General features: G+C 66.6%; 13 protein-coding genes and 1 tRNA gene. 2 read left to right on the plus strand and 12 right to left on the minus strand.

What is annotated here, in order from left to right; all coding sequences use genetic code 11:
• Positions 1-34: 34 nt before the first annotated feature.
• The 4 genes from dxs to DNX69_RS20670 form a co-directional block, all read right to left on the minus strand.
• On the minus strand, positions 35-1960 hold the full coding sequence (gene dxs, locus DNX69_RS20655; RefSeq protein ID WP_110787878.1) for a 1-deoxy-D-xylulose-5-phosphate synthase: 1926 nt from the start codon (positions 1958-1960) through the stop codon (positions 35-37).
• Positions 1961-2362: 402 nt separating this feature from the next.
• On the minus strand, positions 2363-2614 hold the full coding sequence (locus DNX69_RS20660) for an exodeoxyribonuclease VII small subunit (RefSeq protein WP_110787879.1): 252 nt from the start codon (positions 2612-2614) through the stop codon (positions 2363-2365).
• A gap of 82 nt (positions 2615-2696) precedes the next feature.
• Positions 2697-3626: a histone deacetylase family protein gene (locus DNX69_RS20665; protein ID WP_110787880.1), complete on the minus strand. Its 930-nt coding sequence runs from the start codon at positions 3624-3626 to the stop codon at positions 2697-2699.
• Between the two features lie 111 nt (positions 3627-3737).
• Positions 3738-5420, minus strand: a complete 1683-nt coding sequence (locus DNX69_RS20670; RefSeq protein WP_110787881.1) for a bifunctional metallophosphatase/5'-nucleotidase — start codon at positions 5418-5420, stop codon at positions 3738-3740.
• Positions 5421-5642: 222 nt separating this feature from the next.
• Here DNX69_RS20670 and DNX69_RS20675 point away from each other — a divergent pair, with 222 nt between their 5' ends.
• Positions 5643-6119 (plus strand): hypothetical protein, encoded by a 477-nt coding sequence (locus DNX69_RS20675; RefSeq protein ID WP_110787882.1) that lies wholly within the window; start codon positions 5643-5645, stop codon positions 6117-6119.
• A gap of 45 nt (positions 6120-6164) precedes the next feature.
• Here DNX69_RS20675 and DNX69_RS20680 read toward each other — a convergent pair whose 3' ends face one another.
• Positions 6165-6926 carry a crotonase/enoyl-CoA hydratase family protein gene (locus tag DNX69_RS20680; RefSeq protein ID WP_110787883.1) on the minus strand — a complete coding sequence of 254 codons (762 nt, stop codon included), beginning with the start codon at positions 6924-6926 and terminating at the stop codon, positions 6165-6167.
• A 66-nt stretch (positions 6927-6992) separates the two neighbouring features.
• Positions 6993-8774: an acyl-CoA dehydrogenase gene (locus tag DNX69_RS20685; protein ID WP_110787884.1), complete on the minus strand. Its 1782-nt coding sequence runs from the start codon at positions 8772-8774 to the stop codon at positions 6993-6995.
• Between the two features lie 243 nt (positions 8775-9017).
• On the opposite strand from DNX69_RS20685, the gene DNX69_RS20690 reads away from it, so the two are divergent.
• Positions 9018-9092: transfer RNA gene (locus tag DNX69_RS20690), tRNA-Gln, on the plus strand.
• 65 nt (positions 9093-9157) lie between these two features.
• Here DNX69_RS20690 and atzF read toward each other — a convergent pair.
• Genes atzF through DNX69_RS20720 form a run of 6 tightly spaced genes read right to left on the minus strand, consistent with a single transcriptional unit; the run spans position 9158 to position 17653 of the window.
• Positions 9158-10981, minus strand: a complete 1824-nt coding sequence (gene atzF, locus DNX69_RS20695; protein ID WP_110787885.1) for an allophanate hydrolase — start codon at positions 10979-10981, stop codon at positions 9158-9160.
• Positions 10981-14529 carry an urea carboxylase gene (gene uca / locus DNX69_RS20700; RefSeq protein ID WP_110787886.1) on the minus strand — a complete coding sequence of 1183 codons (3549 nt, stop codon included), beginning with the start codon at positions 14527-14529 and terminating at the stop codon, positions 10981-10983. Before uca ends, atzF begins: the two co-directional genes overlap by 1 nt.
• A 2-nt stretch (positions 14530-14531) precedes the next feature.
• Positions 14532-15167, minus strand: coding sequence for an urea amidolyase associated protein UAAP2 (locus tag DNX69_RS20705; RefSeq protein ID WP_110787887.1), 636 nt, complete (start codon positions 15165-15167; stop codon positions 14532-14534).
• A 2-nt stretch (positions 15168-15169) separates the two neighbouring features.
• Positions 15170-16009, minus strand: a complete 840-nt coding sequence (locus DNX69_RS20710; protein ID WP_110787888.1) for an urea amidolyase associated protein UAAP1 — start codon at positions 16007-16009, stop codon at positions 15170-15172.
• Between the two features lie 37 nt (positions 16010-16046).
• Complete coding sequence (locus DNX69_RS20715; RefSeq protein WP_110787889.1) at positions 16047-16838, minus strand: ABC transporter ATP-binding protein; 792 nt, start codon at positions 16836-16838, stop codon at positions 16047-16049.
• On the minus strand, positions 16835-17653 hold the full coding sequence (locus tag DNX69_RS20720; protein ID WP_110787890.1) for an ABC transporter permease: 819 nt from the start codon (positions 17651-17653) through the stop codon (positions 16835-16837). Before DNX69_RS20720 ends, DNX69_RS20715 begins: the two co-directional genes overlap by 4 nt.
• Positions 17654-17682 lie beyond the last annotated feature (29 nt).

Raw genomic sequence — 17682 nt, forward strand, 5'->3', positions numbered from 1 at the left:
ACCCTCTCCCCGCAAGCGGGGCGAGGGTCGACACTCAGGCCAGCTTCGAGGTTCCGGTCGCGGCGTCCTTGCCGAGCGCTTCGAACACCTTCTTGACGATCGCCTTGGCGTCGAGGCCGGCGCGGGCGTACATCGCCGCCGGGGTGTCGTGGTCGAGGAACACGTCGGGCAGCACCATCGCCCGCATCTTGACCTCGCCGTCGAGCAAGCCGTGCTCGGCCAGGGTCTGCATCACGTGGCTGCCGAAGCCGCCGATCGAGCCTTCCTCGATGGTGATCAGGATGTCGTGGTCGCGGGCGAGCTTGGTCACCAGCTCGACGTCGAGCGGCTTCATGAAGCGGGCGTCGGCGACGGTGGTGGAGAGGCCCAGGGTGGCGAGCTCGTCGGCTGCCTTCTCGGCCTCGGCGAGCCGAGTGCCGAACGACAGCAGCGCGATCTTGTTGCCCTGGCGGATGACGCGGCCCTTGCCGATTTCCAGCGGCACGCCGACGTCGGGCATTTCAACGCCGCGGCCTTCGCCGCGTGGATAGCGCACCGCGCTCGGACGGTCGTTGAGCGCTACCTGGGTCGCGACCATGTGCACCAACTCGGACTCGTCCGCGGCCGCCATGATCACGATGTTGGGCAGGCAGCCCAGATAGGCGTTATCGAACGAACCGGCGTGGGTCGCGCCGTCGGCACCGACGAGGCCAGCGCGGTCGATCGCGAAGCGGACCGGCAGGTTCTGGATGCAAACGTCGTGGACCACCTGGTCGTAGGCGCGCTGCAGGAAGGTCGAATAGATCGCGCAGAACGGCTTGTAGCCCTCGGTGGCGAGGCCGGCCGCGAAGGTCACCGCGTGCTGCTCGGCGATGCCGACATCGAAGGTGCGTTTCGGGAACGACTTCTCGAAAATGTCGATGCCGGTGCCGGACGGCATCGCGGCGGTGATGCCGACGATCTTGTCGTCCTTCTCGGCTTCCTTGACGAGGCTCTGGCCGAATACGTTCTGGTACGACGGCGCGTTCGACTTGGCCTTGGACTGCGCGCCGGTGGCGATGTCGAATTTGACCACCGCGTGATACTTGTCGGCAGCCGCTTCGGCCGGACCGTAGCCCTTGCCCTTCTGGGTGACGACGTGGATCAGGAACGGACCGGTGTCGGCGTCGCGGACGTTCTGCAGCACCGGCAGCAGGTGGTCGAGGTTGTGACCATCGATCGGGCCGACATAATAGAAGCCGAGCTCCTCGAACAGGGTGCCACCATTGACCATGAAGCCGCGGGAATATTCCTCGGCGCGTGCGGCGCGGTCGGCGATCACCTTCGGCAGGTGCTTGCCGATCTGCTTGCCGGCCTCGCGCAGCGACCGGTAGGTCTTGCCCGAATACAGCCGCGACAGATACGACGACATCGCGCCGACCGGCGGGGCGATCGACATGTTGTTGTCGTTGAGGATCACGATCAGCCGCGAGTTCATCGCGCCGGCATTGTTCATCGCCTCGTAGGCCATGCCGGCCGAGATCGAACCGTCGCCGATCACCGCGATGACGTTGTTCTTGACGCCGGCGAGCTCGCTGGCCACCGCCATGCCGAGACCGGCCGAGATCGAGGTCGACGAATGGCCGGCGCCGAACGGATCGTAGTCGCTCTCGGTGCGCTTGGCGAAGCCGGACAGGCCTCCGCCCATGCGCAGGGTGCGGATGCGGTCGCGGCGCCCGGTCAGGATCTTGTGCGGATAGGCCTGATGGCCGACGTCCCAGATCAGGCGGTCGCGCGGGGTGTCGAACACGTAATGGATCGCGGTCGTCAGCTCGACCACGCCGAGACCGGCGCCGAAATGCCCGCCGGTGACCGAGACCGCGTCGATCGTCTCCAGTCGCAATTCGTCGGCGACCTGACGAACCTGATCGATGCGCAATTTGCGCAGATCTTCCGGTGTGCGAATGGTGTCGAGAAGCGGTGTTTTACTAAATTCGGTCACGGCGATATTCCAGTCTATAACTATAGGGTGGTGAGTCCCTCGACGAATGGTCCGAGTGTCCGGTCTGCACGAGCCTCACCCGGCTCCGCACTCCTTGTTCAGGAGAGTTCGGCGATCGAAGCGTGTGCGCTTCCGACCGACGACTGATCTGGGTCACTTATTGCGGCTGCACACGTCCACCAAACTTGACAGTACCATCCCGGCAAGTGTCAGGCTCGGCGCATAAGCTCATACCTTTACACAAACCTGCATTTAATGCCAACCACCGCACGCCCAAGCCTTGGTCAGGCGGCGCAGACTTTCGGCCAAGAAGGTTGATGGGCTGGATTTCCGAGCCTCGGTGTTGCAACGCAACCACGGTCGCGCTGCGGCAAGAGTGGATCCGGGTACCTCTTGCATGGTCTATTGCACGTCCAACGGTTCTGTTCCGGTCGGCGTGCCCTGGGCATCGGTGGTAATCTTGTCGACCCGGGCCTCGGCCTGGCGCAGCAGGTCCTCGCAGCGGCGCTTCAGCGCCTCGCCGCGTTCATAGATCGTGACCGACTCTTCAAGCGGAACCTTGCCGTCCTCGAGCCGCTTGACGATGGTTTCGAGTTCCTCGAGCGCGCGCTCGAAACTGAGCTTTTTCACATCGGCGGTGGAGGCTTCGGCCATTTCTCATTCCTGACGGCACCGCCGGGAGGGGCGGTGGGCGGGTTTTGGTTGTTGTTCTTGGTCGCCCGGCGGCGCGGCTGGTTCAAGCACCGATCAGGGCGCCCACATGAGCCGCAACAGATTCACTCAGACCCTCCAGGTCATATCCCCCCTCGAGCACCGAGACAATGCGACCACCGGCGGTCTGATCCGCCACGTCCATTAAACGTTGCGTGACCCAACCGAAATCCTCGGCGCGCAGGTTCAGGCTGGCCAGCGGATCGCGATAATGCGCGTCGAAACCGGCTGAAATCACGATCAGTTCCGGCGCGAACCGCTTGAGCTGGGGCAGGATCGCCTGCTCGAACGCGAACCGGAACTCGGCGCCGCCGTCTTCGGAGGCAAGCGGCGCGTTAACGATGTTGTCGTATTCGCCGCGCTCGCCGGCGGAGCCGGTGCCGGGGAACAACGGCATCTGGTGCGTGGAGCAGTACATCACCGTGCGGTCGCCCCAGAAGATGTCCTGGGTGCCGTTGCCGTGATGCACGTCGAAATCCACCACCGCGGCGCGCTCGATGCCGTATTGCCGCTGGGCGTAGCGCGCCGCGATCGCGGCGTTGCCGAAGAAGCAGAACCCCATCGGCTTGGTGATCTCGGCGTGGTGGCCGGGCGGCCGGGTGGCGACGAAGGCGTTGGTGGCGGTGCCCTTCATCACGGCGTCCACCGCGGCGACCGAACCACCGACGCCGCGCAGCGCGGCTTCGAACGTACCAGGCGACATCGAGGTGTCGCCGTCGACATAGACGATGCCGGTGGACGGGGACATGTGGCGCAGTTCGACGATGTGGTGATCGGTGTGGCACAGCGCGATGTGCTCGAGCGAGCCGATCGGTGACTCCGCGCGCGCCAGCGCCGCAAAGCGTTCTTCGCCCAGCGCCTTGTTGATGGCGACGAGGCGCGCTGCGCGCTCAGGATGTCCTTCCGGCGTGTGATGATCGAGGCACGCGGAATGGGTCAGAAAAAGCGTGGTCATTCGGAAAGAGCCCGCCCCGGTCCGTGAGTGTATGAAATATTCAAATGAATGTAGTTATTCGCCGCGGCGAGCGAAAGGGCCGCTTAAGGCTTAGCCAGTCACGGCGCGTGCTCAGTTCAGCCGCACGATCCGGTCCGAGGCTGGCGGCGCCACCGGGCTGTGCGCCTTGAAATAGGCAAACAGCGCATCGACGTCGTAGATTCCAGTTTGCGGTGCAGCACCGCTCTTGAACACGGCAAAGCCGTCGCCGCCGGCCGCGAGATACGCATTGACCGTGACGCGATACGTCCGTGCAGGATCGATCGGCATCCCGTTCAGCGTCATCCTATCGGGCGGAATTCGTGAGCCCTCCGCGCCTGTGGCGTCCCAGGCGAAACTGAAGCCTTTCGACACCTGCAGGATTCGCGGCCGCGCCGGCTCCGCCCATTGCTGTTCGAGCGCAGCTTTGAGCTGGGCGCCGGTCAGCGTCATCGTCACCAGCTGATTGCGAAACGGCTGCGCGGCGAAGACCTGGCCGAACGTCACCGCGCCGCCTTCACCGCCCTGAATATCGGAGCGGACGCCGCCGGGATTGGTCAACGCGATCTCCGCGCCGCCTTTGTCTTGATCCGATGTGGCATTGAGCTGGGCGTCGGCGACGACGTCGCCGAGGACGCTCTCGCCGGCCGCATTCGGCACCCGCGACAGCGCCGCCGTCACTGCGCCCGCGGGGCGCGCCGCGATCGGGCCGGCCAGCCTGTCGTAGGCGGTGATCAATCGGGTCTGCGCCGGATCCTTGGCGAGTGTTTCGGTCCGAACGATGGTGTTGTTCGCGCTGGCGCTGATCACGTCACCGGTGGTCGGATCGAGCTTGAGGTCGATCGCGGTGACGATCGTGCCGTATTTGTCCCCGCTGGTGACGAGCCGGCCGTCGATCCGGCAGGTGTAGGCGCGGTGAGTGTGGCCGCTGATCACCACGTCGACGGCGGGGTCGAATTTGTTGACGATCTCGACGATCGGCCCCGAGATGCCGGGGCATTCGTTGTAGTCGCCGGTCGGGAAGCCACCTTCGTGGATCAGCACGACGATCGCCTCGACGCCCTTGACCTTCAGCTCCGGGATCAGAGCGTTGACGGTCTCGGCCTCGTCCCTGAACGACAGGCCGGCCACGCCCGGCGGCGACACCATGTTGGGCGTCGTCTTCAGCGTCAGGCCGATGAACGCCACCGGTACGCCGCCGAATTTGCGGATCGCATAAGGCGGAAAGATCGTCTTGCCCGTCGCAGTTTCGACCGTCGAGGCGGCGAGGTAGTTGAACCTTGCGCCCTTGAACGGATGCGGGCCCTGGCAGCCGTCGACCGGATGGCAGCCGCCGTTCTGCATCCGCAACAGTTCGGTCTTGCCCTCGTCGAATTCGTGATTGCCGACCGACGACAACGCCAGCCCCATCAGCGACAGCGACTCGATGGTCGGCTCGTCGTGAAACATCGCCGATAGAAACGGGCTGGCGCCGATCAGATCGCCGGCGGCGACGAAGATCGCGTTGGGGTGATCCTTGCGCAGCGCCTTCACCAGCGTCGCCATATGCTCGGCGCCGCCGGCAGGGACGTGAATCTTCTTGGTCCGATCCGCCGGATCATCGATGGCGATGCCACCGGGCGGCGGCTTCAGATTGCCATGGAAGTCGTTGATCGCGAGGATGCGGAGGTCGACCGGTGGCGGCAGCAATTCGGCGGCGCGCACCGCCGACATCGAAGCTGCATTGAGCGCGAAAGCGGTGGCGAGCAAGGCCAGGCGGGGACGGAGCTTGGTCATCGGCGATCCGATCGAGGCTTTTTCAAGCTCCGCATCGCCCGCCGTGGGCCCGAATGCAAGTGCGGCGTGGCGTCGGTTTGCCGCATGGCGCATGCGGTGCTTCGCCGAATACCAACCCTGTCGCCGTGCCGATTGAATTGGACGTTGGTGGCGCGCTACTGATGTTGATCAATCGGCGGGCGTCGTCGAGTCGCGGCGCTCGTACAACACCGGGGATGACGCATGAAGAGGTTCTCGCTCGCCAAGCCCGCCGCGGCGATCGTCGCGGCGATGGCGCTGATCGGCACGATTTCGTTCGCCGTCGCGCAGCAGCCGCGGGGAGGCGAGCGTCCTCAGGCGCGTCTCGCCGATTTGATGCAGGGGGCGCAGGTCGGGCACATCAAGCTGTGGTTCGCCGGCAAGGCCGGCAATTGGGGGCTGGCGACCTACCAGACCAAGCAACTCAAGACCAGGCTGGAAGACGCCGCGGCGTTGTATCAGAGCCTGCCGGTCAACGACGTCACCACCATGGCCAAGCCGCTCGATGCGATCTCGGCGGCGATCGCCGCAAAGGACGGCCGCCAGTTCGCCCGCGCCTATGATGAGCTTACCGCCGGGTGCAATTCCTGCCACCAGTCGGTGAAGCTCGGCTTCGTCGCGATCCGCAGGCCGAATGCGAATCCGTTCAGCGATCAGGAGTTCGGGGCAGGGAAGAAGTAATCGCAGACGTTCGATCGAGCGCGGGTTCGACCTCGCTCGATCGGCTCAGCCCTTCTTCCGCTGAAAGAACTTGGTGAACGCGGTGATCGCTTCCTGCGATTTCATCCGCTCGCCGAACAGTTTGCTCTCCTGATCGATCCGGGCGATCAGCTCGTCCGGGGAAGGCTTGATCAGCTTGCGCGAGATCGCGACCGCTTCGGCCGGCAGCGCGCAGATGTCGCGGGCGGCTTTCATCGCGTCGGCCTCGGTCTGGCCGGGCGGCACCACGGCATTGACGAAGCCGGCCTCGCGCGCCTGTTCGGCGCTGAGCTTCTGTCCCATCACCAGCATGGCGAAGGCGCGCTGGTGGCCCATGGTGCGCGGCGCCAACAGGCTGGAGGCGCCTTCCGGCACTAGGCCAAGCTGGATGAACGGCGTCGAGAACGTCGCGGCGGTGGAGGCCAGCACGACATCGCAATGAAACAGCATCGTGGTGCCGATGCCGATCGCCAGCCCGTCCACCGCGGCGATCAGCGGCTTCTGATTGTGCGCCAGCGCGTAGAGAAAATCCGTCGCCGCCGTCACCCTTGGCGCGCCGCTCTGGTCGGTGCCGGCTTTCAGGAAGTCGTCGAGGTCATTGCCGGCGGTGAAAACCCCGGAGCCGCCGGTGATCACCAGACAGCGGACGTTCGGATCGTCCTGCGCCGAACGGATCGCCTCGCTCATGCGGCGATACATGTCCTGCGTCAGGGCGTTCTTCTTTTCCGGACGCCGCATGGTGACGACGCGGACACCTTCTTCATCGGCGACGATCAGATGGTCCGACATGGTTTCCTCCAAGGACCGCCCGCTCGCAGTGGCGGGCTTTAGTGAGGTTGCGCGCTTCGCTCCGGCTCAGGCGGTCAGCACGGCTTCGGCGCCGGCCACCGCATCGGCGCTATCGACCACGTTGCGCTCCAGCGCCGGCGCCTGCACCGCGACGGTCTCGGCGAAGAACCGCGCCAGCGCGACGTAGCGCGACGGATCGCTGATACCGTCGAGGTCGCGTGCCGCGAGCGCCTCGGCTGCCAGCGCGCAGCCGCCGAGCGTGGCGCCGAACAGGCGCAAATAGGGCGTGGCGCCGGCCAGTGCGTCGTTGGTGGCGCTGCCGAGCTTGTCGAGCAGATGGCGGCTGGTGCGATCGAGCGATTCCAATGCCTCGCGCAGCCGCAGGCCGGTGAGGCCGAAGCCCGGATCGTTCGAAGCCTCGACGTCCTTGATGATCAGCTTCAATTCGTCGAGCAGCGCGAATACCGAGGCGCCGCCATTGACCCCGAGCTTGCGGGTGACGAGGTCGATCGCCTGGATGCCGTTGGTGCCTTCGTAGATCGGCGCGATCCGCGCGTCGCGATAATGCTGCGCGGCGCCGGTCTCCTCGATGAAGCCCATGCCGCCATGGATCTGGACTCCCAGCGAGGCGACCTCGATGCCGACGTCGGTGGAGAACGCTTTCGCGATCGGGGTCAGCAGCGCGCCGCGGGCGGCGGCGGATGCTTTGACCTTGGGATCGTTGCTGCGGGCGGCGATGTCGAGCGCAACGGCGGTCGAATAGCAGATCGTGCGCGCAGCGGCGGTCAGCGTCCGCATCGTCAGCAGCGTGCGCCTGACGTCGGGGTGCTTGATGATCGGGTCGGCGCCCGTGCCGGTGCTGCCGATCGCGCGGCCCTGCTTGCGCTCCTGCGCATAGGCCAGGGCCTGCTGATAGGCCCGATCGGCGATGCCGACGCCTTCGAGGCCGACGGCGAGACGCGCCTGGTTCATCATCGTGAACATGCACTGCATGCCACGGTTTTCTTCGCCGATCAGATAACCGACCGCGCCGCCATCATCGCCCATCGTCATGGTGCAGGTCGGCGAGGCGTGGATGCCGAGCTTGTGCTCGACGCCGCTCGGAAAGATGTCGTTGCGGGCGCCGAGCGAGCCGTCAGCGTTGACCAAGAACTTCGGAACCAGGAACAGCGAGATGCCCTTGGTGCCGGCCGGCGCGTCCGGCAGCCGTGCGAGCACGAAATGCACGATGTTGTCGGTCATGTCGTGGTCGCCGTAGGTGATGAAGATCTTGCTGCCGAAGATCTTGTAGGTGCCGCCTTCGGCGCGCTCGGCGCGGGTGCGCAGCGCGCCCACGTCGGAGCCGGCCTGCGGCTCGGTGAGCTGCATCGTGCCGGTCCACTCGCCGGATATAAGCTTGCCGAGATAGATCTTCTTCAGCTCGTCGCTGCCGTGGGCATGCAGCGCTTCGATCGCCGATAGCGTCAGCAATGGGCACAGCCCGAACGCCATGTTCGACGACGCCCAGATCTCGGTGCAGGCGGCATTGACCGCCATCGGCAGCCCCTGGCCTCCGAAGTCCTCCGGCCCCGACACCGCGTTCCAGCCGGCGGCGATCCAGCGCTGATAGGCGTCGGGCCAGCCCGGTGCGGTGGTGACCTTGCCGTGCTCGAGCTTGATGCCGTGCTTGTCGCCGACCCGGTTCAGCGGCGCCAGGATGTCGCTGGCGAATTTACCGGCTTCGTCCAGGACCTGCGCGGTGATCTCGCTGTCGTAATCGCCGAAATGGCCGGCGGCGACCGCCGCCTGCAGTCCCGCGCCGTGGTTCAGCGAAAGAAGGATGTCGTCGATCGGTGCGCGATAGGTCATGACAGTGTCCCGGCTGACGGAAGGATGCCGGCCTTTTTCCACGAAAAGCCGTTCGTCTCAACCGTCCGCCGCGTCGCGCCTGCGCGGTGGGCCGATCGGCACCGCGATGCTGCGGCATTTGATGCGGGGGCGGCTGGCCGATCGAGGCTCAGGGCGGTTGAAATGCGGCTTCTGTCTCGATAGACCGGCGGAGCCGAGGCGAATCCGCCGACCGGCTGCAATGAGCCGGCCGGTTCAGGCCGTTGGGGCGTAGCCAAGCGGTAAGGCAGGGGATTTTGATTCCCCCATGCGGAGGTTCGATCCCTCCCGCCCCAGCCAGGCTCGGCCCATGAGTCCCAAGTCTTTGACCGGGGATGGTTTTCCTGGCCTTGAGGCCGGGTGCATCAGCTCGCCAGACTCTTCATATAGGCGCGCCATCCACCGAAGGCCGAAATATCCGTCGCGCCGTTCAGGCCCTCGGCTTCGACGATGAAGCCCTTTGGCGTGGTGCCGTCGGCGAGGCGAGTCGTACCGATGCCGAGCGGTGCCGGGATGCCGGCGACGAAGCTGCCGAAGCCTTCGGCGGAAATCGCCCAGACTTCGGTGGCGATCGGGACGCCTTCGCCCGCTGCGACGCGCAGCAGGCCGGGACGGAACGGAGGCCCACCCTGCAGGGCGAACAGTCTGTAGTCGGGCGTTGTGGGGACCGCGCGCAGGAAACGCGCGCCGCGGCTGGTCAGTTCGGGATTGAGCGGCATGCCGGACAGATGCGCGCCGACCACGACCAGCTCGATCTCGTTCGCAGCGGCAGAGGGCGACACCTCGATGGGCGCCGGCACCTTCGCGCTGCTGGCGCCGAGCTGGACACCGCTGGCCGCGTGAAGCCGCTCGCCGAGCGCGGCGAGCAGATCGTCGCGGCCGGCCGGGGCGATCAGCGTCACGCCGGACGGAAAGCCGTCGGCGCGGAAGCGGCCGGGCACGGCGAGCGCGCAGAGATCGAGCAAATTGACGAAATTGGTGTAGGTGCCGAGCTCGCTGTTGGGGCCGATCGGATCGGCCTCCAAATCCGCGATCGTGCGCGGGCGCGGATAGGTCGGCACCATCAGCACGTCGATGCTGCTCCAGATCGCAGCGGCGGCGCGGCGCAGCTCAGCCAGCCGGTACAGGCCGCCAAACGCATCGGCCGCGCTGAACGCCGAAGCGGAGCCGATGATCTTCCGCGTCACCGGATGCAGCAACTCCGGCGTGGTCTCGATCACCTGCCGGATCGCCTGATAGCGCTCAGCGACCCACGGTCCGCTGTAGAGCAGGCTGGCGACGTCGAACAACGGCGCCATGTCCACCGCACGCGCGGGGCCGGGCACGACCGTCGCAAGATCGGTAACGGCACGGTCGAATGCGTATTCGGACTCCTGGTCGCCGGCGAACTTGCGGCTGTTCGTATCGGGCACGCCAATTCGCAGGCCCGGTGCCACGGCCGCGGGCTTAGCAGCCGCATCGGGATGCGGACGCGACCAGGGATCGGCGCGGTCGAAGGTTGCCATGACGCGATAGATCGCGTGGGCATCGGCGACGGTGCCGGCGAATACCGAGATCGTGTCCAGCGTCCGGCATGCCGGCACCATGCCACGCGACGACACGCTGCCGAGCGACGGCTTCAGCCCGACGATGTTGTTCAGCGCAGCCGGGACACGGCCGGAGCCTGCAGTGTCGGTGCCGAGCGCGAACGTCACCAGGCCATGCGCCACCGCCACGGCCGAGCCGCTGCTCGACCCGCCGGGCACGTAGCGCGGATCGATCGCGTTGCGTGGCACCGGATAGGGCGTGCGCACGCCGACGAGGCCAGTCGCGAACTGATCGAGGTTGGTCTTGCCGACCAGGATCGCGCCGGCATCGAGCAGACGTTGAACCGCAAACGCGGTTTCGCTCGGCGTATAGGCAAAGCCGGGGCAAGCGGCCGTGGTCGGAAGGCCCGCGACGTCGATGTTGTCCTTGACGGCGAACGGGATGCCCCACAGCGGCTTCGCAGCGGGATCGAACGGTCCGAGCGCCGCGGCGTCGGCAAGAACATCGTGCTCCGGCCGCAGCGTGATGAAGACGCCGGGATCGGCCACCGCTGCGATCCGACGATACGCCGCAGCGATGATCTCGGCCGGAGAGGCGCCGGCCGCATACGCGGCGTGCAGCGTCGCGATGGTCGGGAAGGTGGTGAGTTCAGCAGCCGACATCACACTTCCTCCAGCGCGCAGATCAGATCGCCGGCGCGCAGCGTCTGCCCCGGCTTGGCGTTGAGGGCTCTGACGATGCCGCGCGCGGTCGCCGGAATCGCGATCTCCATCTTCATCGATTCGATCACCGCCAGTGTCTGGCCGATCTCGACGTGCTCGCCCGGCTCGACGGTGAGCTTCCAGACGTTGCCGGGCGCTTCGGTGAATTGGCCGACGCAGCCGTCCGGCACATCGCCGCCGGAGCCGAGCGCGGCCGCGGTGTCGTCCTCCACCACCTCGTCGAGCTTGGCGTCGCGCCAGCGTTGGCGCTCGGCCTCGAATGCGGTCTGCTGCCGGGTCTTGAACGCCGTGATGCCGTCGGCTTCGCGCGCCAGGAACGCCTTGTAGTCGGCATAGGAGAACGTCGTCTCTTCGATCTTGAGCGGATACGCCCCGTGCGGGAAGGCGGCGCGGGCGTCGAGCAGTTCGTCCGGCGTCACCGGGAAGAACCGGATCTGATCGAAGAACCGCAGCAGCCAGGGGTGACCGGGCTTGAACATTTCGGTGGTGCGCCAGGTGTTCCAGACCTGGATGGTGCGGCCGAACAGCTGATAACCGCCGGGGCCTTCCATGCCGTAGATGCACATATAGGCGCCGCCGATGCCGACGGCGTTTTCGGGCGTCCAGGTGCGGGCGGGATTGTACTTGGTGGTGACCAGGCGATGCCGCGGATCGACCGGGGTGGCGACCGGCGCGCCGAGATAGACGTCGCCGAGGCCGAGTACCAGATAGTTGGCGTCGAACACGATGCGCTTGACGTCGTCCTCGCTGGAAAGGCCGTTGATGCGGCGGATGAACTCGATGTTGGACGGGCACCACGGCGCATCGGGCCGCACCAGCTCCTGATACTTGCGCATCGCCAGCACCGCCTGCGGATCGTTCCACGACAGCGGCAGGTGAATGATGCGGCTCGGCACCGCCATCGCCTCGACCGAGGGCAGCTCGCGCTCGATTCTCGCCAGTGCGTCGAGCAGCTTGCGGCGTGACATCACCGTGCTGTCGTAGTGGATCTGCAACGAGCGGATTCCCGGCGTGAGGTCGATCAGGCCAGGCAGCTCCGCCTTCTCCACCGCCTCGGCGAGCACATGCACCCGCAGCCGCAGCGCGATGTCGAGCTCCATCGGGCCGTATTCGACCAGCAGATTGTCGTCGCCGGCGCGGCGATACACCACCGGGATCTCGCCATCGTCATGGCGGCCGACGATCGCCGAGCCGAGCTCGGCAGGTGCGGAGATCACAGTCGGCCCTGCGAGCGGATCATCGGCGCGCATCACCGGCACGAAGCGGAGCTTGTCGCCGGGCTTGAGCTGGCCGACCTTCCACAATTCGTCGCGTGCCACCACGGCCGGGCAGACGAAGCCGCCGAGGCTCGGGCCGTCGGGGCCGAGGATGATCGGCATGTCGCCGGTGAAGTCGATCGCGCCGACCGCGTAAGCATTGTCGTGGATGTTAGAGGGGTGCAGGCCCGCTTCGCCGCCGTCGGCACGCGCCCATTGCGGCTTCGGCCCGATCAGCCGCACGCCTGTGCGGGCGCTGTTGAAGTGGACTTCGTAGTCGGAGGAAAACAGCGTCGCGATGTCGTCGCCCCGGAAGAAATCGGGAGCGCCGTGCGGGCCGTAGATCACGCCGATCTGCCATTCCCGTGTCAGCGCGGGCCGCTCCTCGTCGGTGAGCGCACGCGGCTCCGCGACCGGCGCGAGCGAGCCGAAATGCAGCACGTCGCCGGCCTTCAGCGCGCCGGTGGCGTGGCCGCCGAACGCGCCGAGCGTGAATACCGCGCGGGAGCCGAATACTTCGGGCGCGTCGAAACCGCCGCGGATGGCGAGATAGCAGCGCTGACCGGCGCCCTCGATCTTACCGATCGCCAGCACCTGGCCGGCGCGCACCGCGATCGGCGCGTCGTTGCCGACCGCCACACCGTCGAGCTTGGCTGCCATGGCGGCGCCGCACAGCGCCACCACGGCGTCGGCGTTGAAGCGCAGCGTCGGGCCGCTGACGGTGAGTTCGAACGCTGCCGTGGTTTCCGGATTGCCAACGATCCGGTTGGCGAGACGGAACGAGCGCTCGTCCATCGGCCCGCTCGGCGGCACGCCGACGTGCCACAGATGCAATCGGCCCGGCAGCTCCTGCAGGCCGGACTGCGCGCCGGGCGCCACCACGTCGATGGTGCGCGCCGCGAAGCTGAAATCCGCCAGCACCTTGGTGGCAACCTTGCCGCTGCGGAACAGATCGGACGCCGCAATCGCGCGCAAGTAATCGAGATTGGTTTCAATCCCGGCGATGGTCGTCGTGGCGAGGGCACCGGTCATCTTGTCGATCGCGGCGTCGCGGTTAGCGGCATGGACGATCAGCTTAGCAAGCATCGGATCGTAGAACGGCGTCACCTCGTCGCCGGTTTCGATCCAGCCGTCGATACGGGCGTCATCCGGAAACGCCACCTGGGTCAGCCGGCCGGCCGAGGGCCGGAAGCCGGCGCTGGGATTCTCGGCATACAGTCGCACTTCGATCGCCGCGCCTTGCGGCGGACGCGGCGTGTAGGTCGCAAGCGGGCTGTCGCCGGCAGCCTGGCGCACCATCCATTCGACCAGATCGACGCCGAACACCGCTTCGGTGACCGGATGCTCGACCTGCAGGCGGGTGTTGACCTCGAGAAAGTAGAATTCGTCGCGAGCGACGTCGTAGATGAACTCGACGGTGCCGGCGGACTCGTAGTTCACGCTTTGGCCGAGCGCGACCGCGGCCTGATGCAGCCGGGTGCGCATCTCGTCCGAGATGCCGGGTGCCGGGGTCTCCTCGACCACTTTCTGGTTCCGCCGCTGCAGCGAGCAGTCGCGCTCGCCGAGCGCGATCACGTTGCCCTGGCCATCGCCGAAGATCTGCACTTCGATGTGCCGGGCGTCGGCGACGAAACGCTCGAGATACACCCGCGCGTCCCCGAAGCTGGCGCGCGCGGTGCGCTGCACCGTGGCGAAGCGTTCGCGCAGCGTCGCCTCGTCGTGACAGAGTTGCATGCCGATGCCGCCGCCGCCCGCGGTGCTCTTCAGCATCAGCGGAAAGCCGATCCGCGCGGCGGCTTCCAGCGCCTCATCGATGCTGTCGATCAGTCCAGTGCCGGGCAGCAGCGGCACGTTGCTGGCCTGCGCCAGCTCACGGGCGCGGTGCTTCAGGCCGAACGCCTCGAGATGTTCGGGGCGCGGGCCGATGAAGGCGATGCCGTGCTGCTTCAGCCGCTCGGCGAAGCCGCGGTTCTCGGACAGAAAGCCGTAGCCGGGATGCACCGCCTGCGCGCCGGTTGAGAGGCAGGCCTCGATCACGGCGTCGACATTGAGATAGCTGTCGCTGGCGGCGTCGCCGCCGACCCGCACCGCTTCGTCGGCCTCGCGCACCGGGCGGGTGAACCGGTCGGCGTCCGAATAGATCGCTACGGACGCGATCCCCATTCGGCGCAAGGTGCGGCCGATCCGCCCGGCGATTTCGCCGCGGTTGGCAATCAGAACTTTGCTGAACATGATCAGTCCTCGCCTGCCTCGTAGATCACCACCTGGATCGGCGTCGGGAAGAAGCCGTTGCAGGGATTGTTGACCTGCGGACAGTTCGAGATCAGGCACAGCACGTCCATCTCGGCGACCATCTCGACGTAGTCGCCGGGCTTGGAGACGCCGTCGACCACGGTGAAATTGCCGGACGTGTCGAGCGGCACGTTCATGAAGAAGTTCAGGTTCGGCACGATGTCGCGCTTCGAAAGGCCGTGCTTGGCAGCTTCCAGCACGAAGTTCTCGCGGCAGGCGTGCAGATATTTGGTCTGGTGCCCGAACCGCACGGTGTTGCTCTCGCACGAGCAGGCGCCGGCGGAAGTGTCGTGCAGGCCGCAGCTGTCGGCGACCATGCGCAGCATGGTGCGGCCTTCGGTCGACATGATCCGCGTGCCGGTGGTGACATAGGCCGAGCCCTGGGCGCGCAGCGTGTCCTGGCCGCTGTAGCGTTCGCCGTGATCATCGGCGGCGTAGAACAGGGTGTCGACCGCCTGCTGGCCGTGGCTGTCGACGATGCGCAGCGTCTGGCCCTTGCGGATGATCGCCGACCACGGCACGCGCGCCGGGATCACGGTGTCGAGCACGATGCGGGCGGAAGCGGGAATCGTGGTCATGCTCAGGCCCTCCCTGCGACGCCGGCGAGATAGAAGGCGTTGTTCTCGAACGCGCGCTTGGCTTCGAGCGACACGGTGCGGCACAGGTCGTCGGCGGCGGGCTGAGGCGCCTGATAGCGGATGATGTCGACGTCGCCCGGCGCGTAGCTGGGGGATGGATCGAGCGGGTGCGGACAGTTCGACACCGCGACGAGCAGGTCGAGCTCGGCGCGCAGGTCGACGAAGTCGCCCTTGTTGCGACGCTCGCCGTGCCATTCGAACCGGCCCTGCGAGTCGACGGCGACCGGAGCGAAGAATCCGATCGATGGGTGCAGGTCGCGGCGATCGAGCCCGAGCTTGCCGGCAGCGAGCACGAAGTTGTCGCGGGTGTTGCGGAAACTGCCGGCGCCGTAGCGATCCGCATTGGTCGCCGCGGTGGAGCCGCCCACCATGGTGTCGTGCGCGCCGCTGGTGTCCTCGATGATCGACAGCAGCGCACGGCCCATGTCGGACAGGATCACGCGGCCTTTGCGCAAGGATGCGGCCCATTGCACCTTGATGGTGTCGGCGTGGTTCAGCCGCTCGCTCGGATCGCGCGCATTCCAGGCCTGGATGCTGACGCAGGACGTGCCGTTCGTATTGACGATACGCAGCGCTTCGCCGCGGCCGAGCTTGGTCACGTAGTACCAGCCGCCCGGCACGGTCTCGCGATGAATGATCGCCTCGGCCGCGATCGGCGCACCGTCGCGCGGCGTCGGCGGCGGCAGAGCTTTCGGTGCCTGCTGCTGGCCCAGCGCCTTGTGCTGTTCGTAGCGCTGGCGGTTGGCCTCGACTTCGGCCTTTTCTTGCTCGGTCAGGATCATGCTGTCCTCACGGTGAACAACGCCGGGTCGTCCCGGCTCATGCTCCCTGTGCGGCCGGGTCGTCCCGGCCGGAGCGGATCGGATGGTCGGTATGCGGCTGCGCAACGCGCCGCGGGAAGATTTCGAGATCGCGCGAGATCGTGGCGCCGTAGCGCTCGCGTTCCTCGGGACGGTTGCGATTGCGTTCGAACGCGATCACCCGGGTCGCCAGGCTGAACGCTTCGGACAGATCGTGCGTGACCATCACCACGGTGAGCTCGGTCTCGTTCCACAGCCGCTTCATCAGGACGTGGATGTCGGCGCGGATGCCGGGATCGAGCGCGCCGAACGGCTCGTCGAGCAGCAGGATCTTCGGGCCGCGCATGATCGCCTGCGCCAGTGCAAGCCGCTGCTGCATGCCGCCGGACAGCGCCGACGGATATTTGTGCTCGTGGCCTTTCAGCCCGACCTCGTCGAGCAGCGTCATCGCCTGCTCGGTCGCCTCGCGCCGGGCGCTGCCCAACAGCCGGCCGAGCAGCCGCGACTGCTGCAATTCGCGGCCGAGCAGTACATTGTCGAGCACGGTGAGATGCGGAAACACCGAATAGCGCTGGAATACCACGCCGCGATCGGCGTCAGGCTCGGCCTTGAGCGGTTCGCCGTCGATCATGATGCGACCGCGGCTGGGCGTCTCCTCGCCGAGCAGCATCCGCAGAAAGGTGGTCTTACCGCAGCCGGACGGGCCGACCAGCGCTAGAAATGCACGCGGCGCGACGTCGAGCGTGATGCGCTCGAGCACGATGTGATCGCCATATTCCTTCCAGACGTCGTCGAAGCGGATGGCGCTCATTCCGCCCTCACCGATGCGAACCAGGGGAATGCCTTGCGCTGCAGGAGGCGCAGCGCGAAGTCCATCGCGAAGGCGAGCAGCGTGATCCACACCACGTAGGGAATGATCACGTCCATCGCCAAGTAACGTCGCACCAGGAAGATCCGATAGCCGAGCCCGGAGTCCGAGGCGATCGCTTCGGCGGCGATCAGGAACAGCCAGGCGGGGCCGAGCTGCAGCCGCAGCGAGTCGATCAGCCGCGGCAGGATTTGCGGCAGCACCACGCGGAGCGCGATCTGCCAGGTCGAGGCCCCAAGCGTCTGCGCCTTGATCAGTTGCTCGCGCGGCAGCTCCATCACCCGCATCGCGAGGTCGCGGATCATCGCAGGCAACGTGCCGATCACGATCAGCGCGATCTTCGAGGTCTCGCCGAGCCCCATCACGATGAACAGGATCGGCAGCAGTGCCAGCGGCGGCACCATCGAGGTCACCGACACGAACGGGCCGAGCAACGCATTCGCGGCCGGCAGCAAGCCGATCACGATGCCGATCAGGAGCGCCAGCGACGTCGAGATCGCCAGCGCTGCCGCCAGTCGCTCGACGCTCGCCAGGGTGTCGACCCACATCAGATAGCTGCCGGTGCGGGCGTCGAGCTGGAACGCCATCTGCTTCACCGCCTGTCCCATGCTGGACAGCGCCGGCAGCAGCTTGTCGTTCGGATTCTCCGCCAGCCGGGCGCCGGAGCCCAGCAGATACGCAATGATCACCAGCACGAACGGCAGCGCCGCCATGTAGATGGCGAGTTGCCGTCCAGGCCTGATGTTCACCCATCGCATCGTCGCGCTCCGGCTTGGCTTGTGAGGTG

This window comes from Rhodopseudomonas palustris (assembly GCF_003226555.1).
Lineage (GTDB): Bacteria > Pseudomonadota > Alphaproteobacteria > Rhizobiales > Xanthobacteraceae > Rhodopseudomonas > Rhodopseudomonas palustris_I.

Bases quoted from the DNA above. Each gene is read 5' to 3' on its own strand.
- DNX69_RS20705 (WP_110787887.1), bottom strand. From the start codon at position 15,167: ATGACCACGATTCCCGCTTCCGCCCGCATCGTGCTCGACACCGTGATC.
- DNX69_RS20675 (WP_110787882.1), top strand. From the start codon at position 5,643: ATGAAGAGGTTCTCGCTCGCCAAGCCCGCCGCGGCGATCGTCGCGGCG.
- atzF (WP_110787885.1), bottom strand. From the start codon at position 10,981: ATGTCGGCTGCTGAACTCACCACCTTCCCGACCATCGCGACGCTGCAC.
- DNX69_RS20685 (WP_110787884.1), bottom strand. From the start codon at position 8,774: ATGACCTATCGCGCACCGATCGACGACATCCTTCTTTCGCTGAACCAC.
- uca (WP_110787886.1), bottom strand. From the start codon at position 14,529: ATGTTCAGCAAAGTTCTGATTGCCAACCGCGGCGAAATCGCCGGGCGG.
- DNX69_RS20680 (WP_110787883.1), bottom strand. From the start codon at position 6,926: ATGTCGGACCATCTGATCGTCGCCGATGAAGAAGGTGTCCGCGTCGTC.
- DNX69_RS20715 (WP_110787889.1), bottom strand. From the start codon at position 16,838: ATGAGCGCCATCCGCTTCGACGACGTCTGGAAGGAATATGGCGATCAC.
- DNX69_RS20710 (WP_110787888.1), bottom strand. From the start codon at position 16,009: ATGATCCTGACCGAGCAAGAAAAGGCCGAAGTCGAGGCCAACCGCCAG.
- DNX69_RS20720 (WP_110787890.1), bottom strand. From the start codon at position 17,653: ATGCGATGGGTGAACATCAGGCCTGGACGGCAACTCGCCATCTACATG.
- DNX69_RS20665 (WP_110787880.1), bottom strand. From the start codon at position 3,626: ATGACCACGCTTTTTCTGACCCATTCCGCGTGCCTCGATCATCACACG.
- DNX69_RS20660 (WP_110787879.1), bottom strand. From the start codon at position 2,614: ATGGCCGAAGCCTCCACCGCCGATGTGAAAAAGCTCAGTTTCGAGCGC.
- DNX69_RS20670 (WP_110787881.1), bottom strand. From the start codon at position 5,420: ATGACCAAGCTCCGTCCCCGCCTGGCCTTGCTCGCCACCGCTTTCGCG.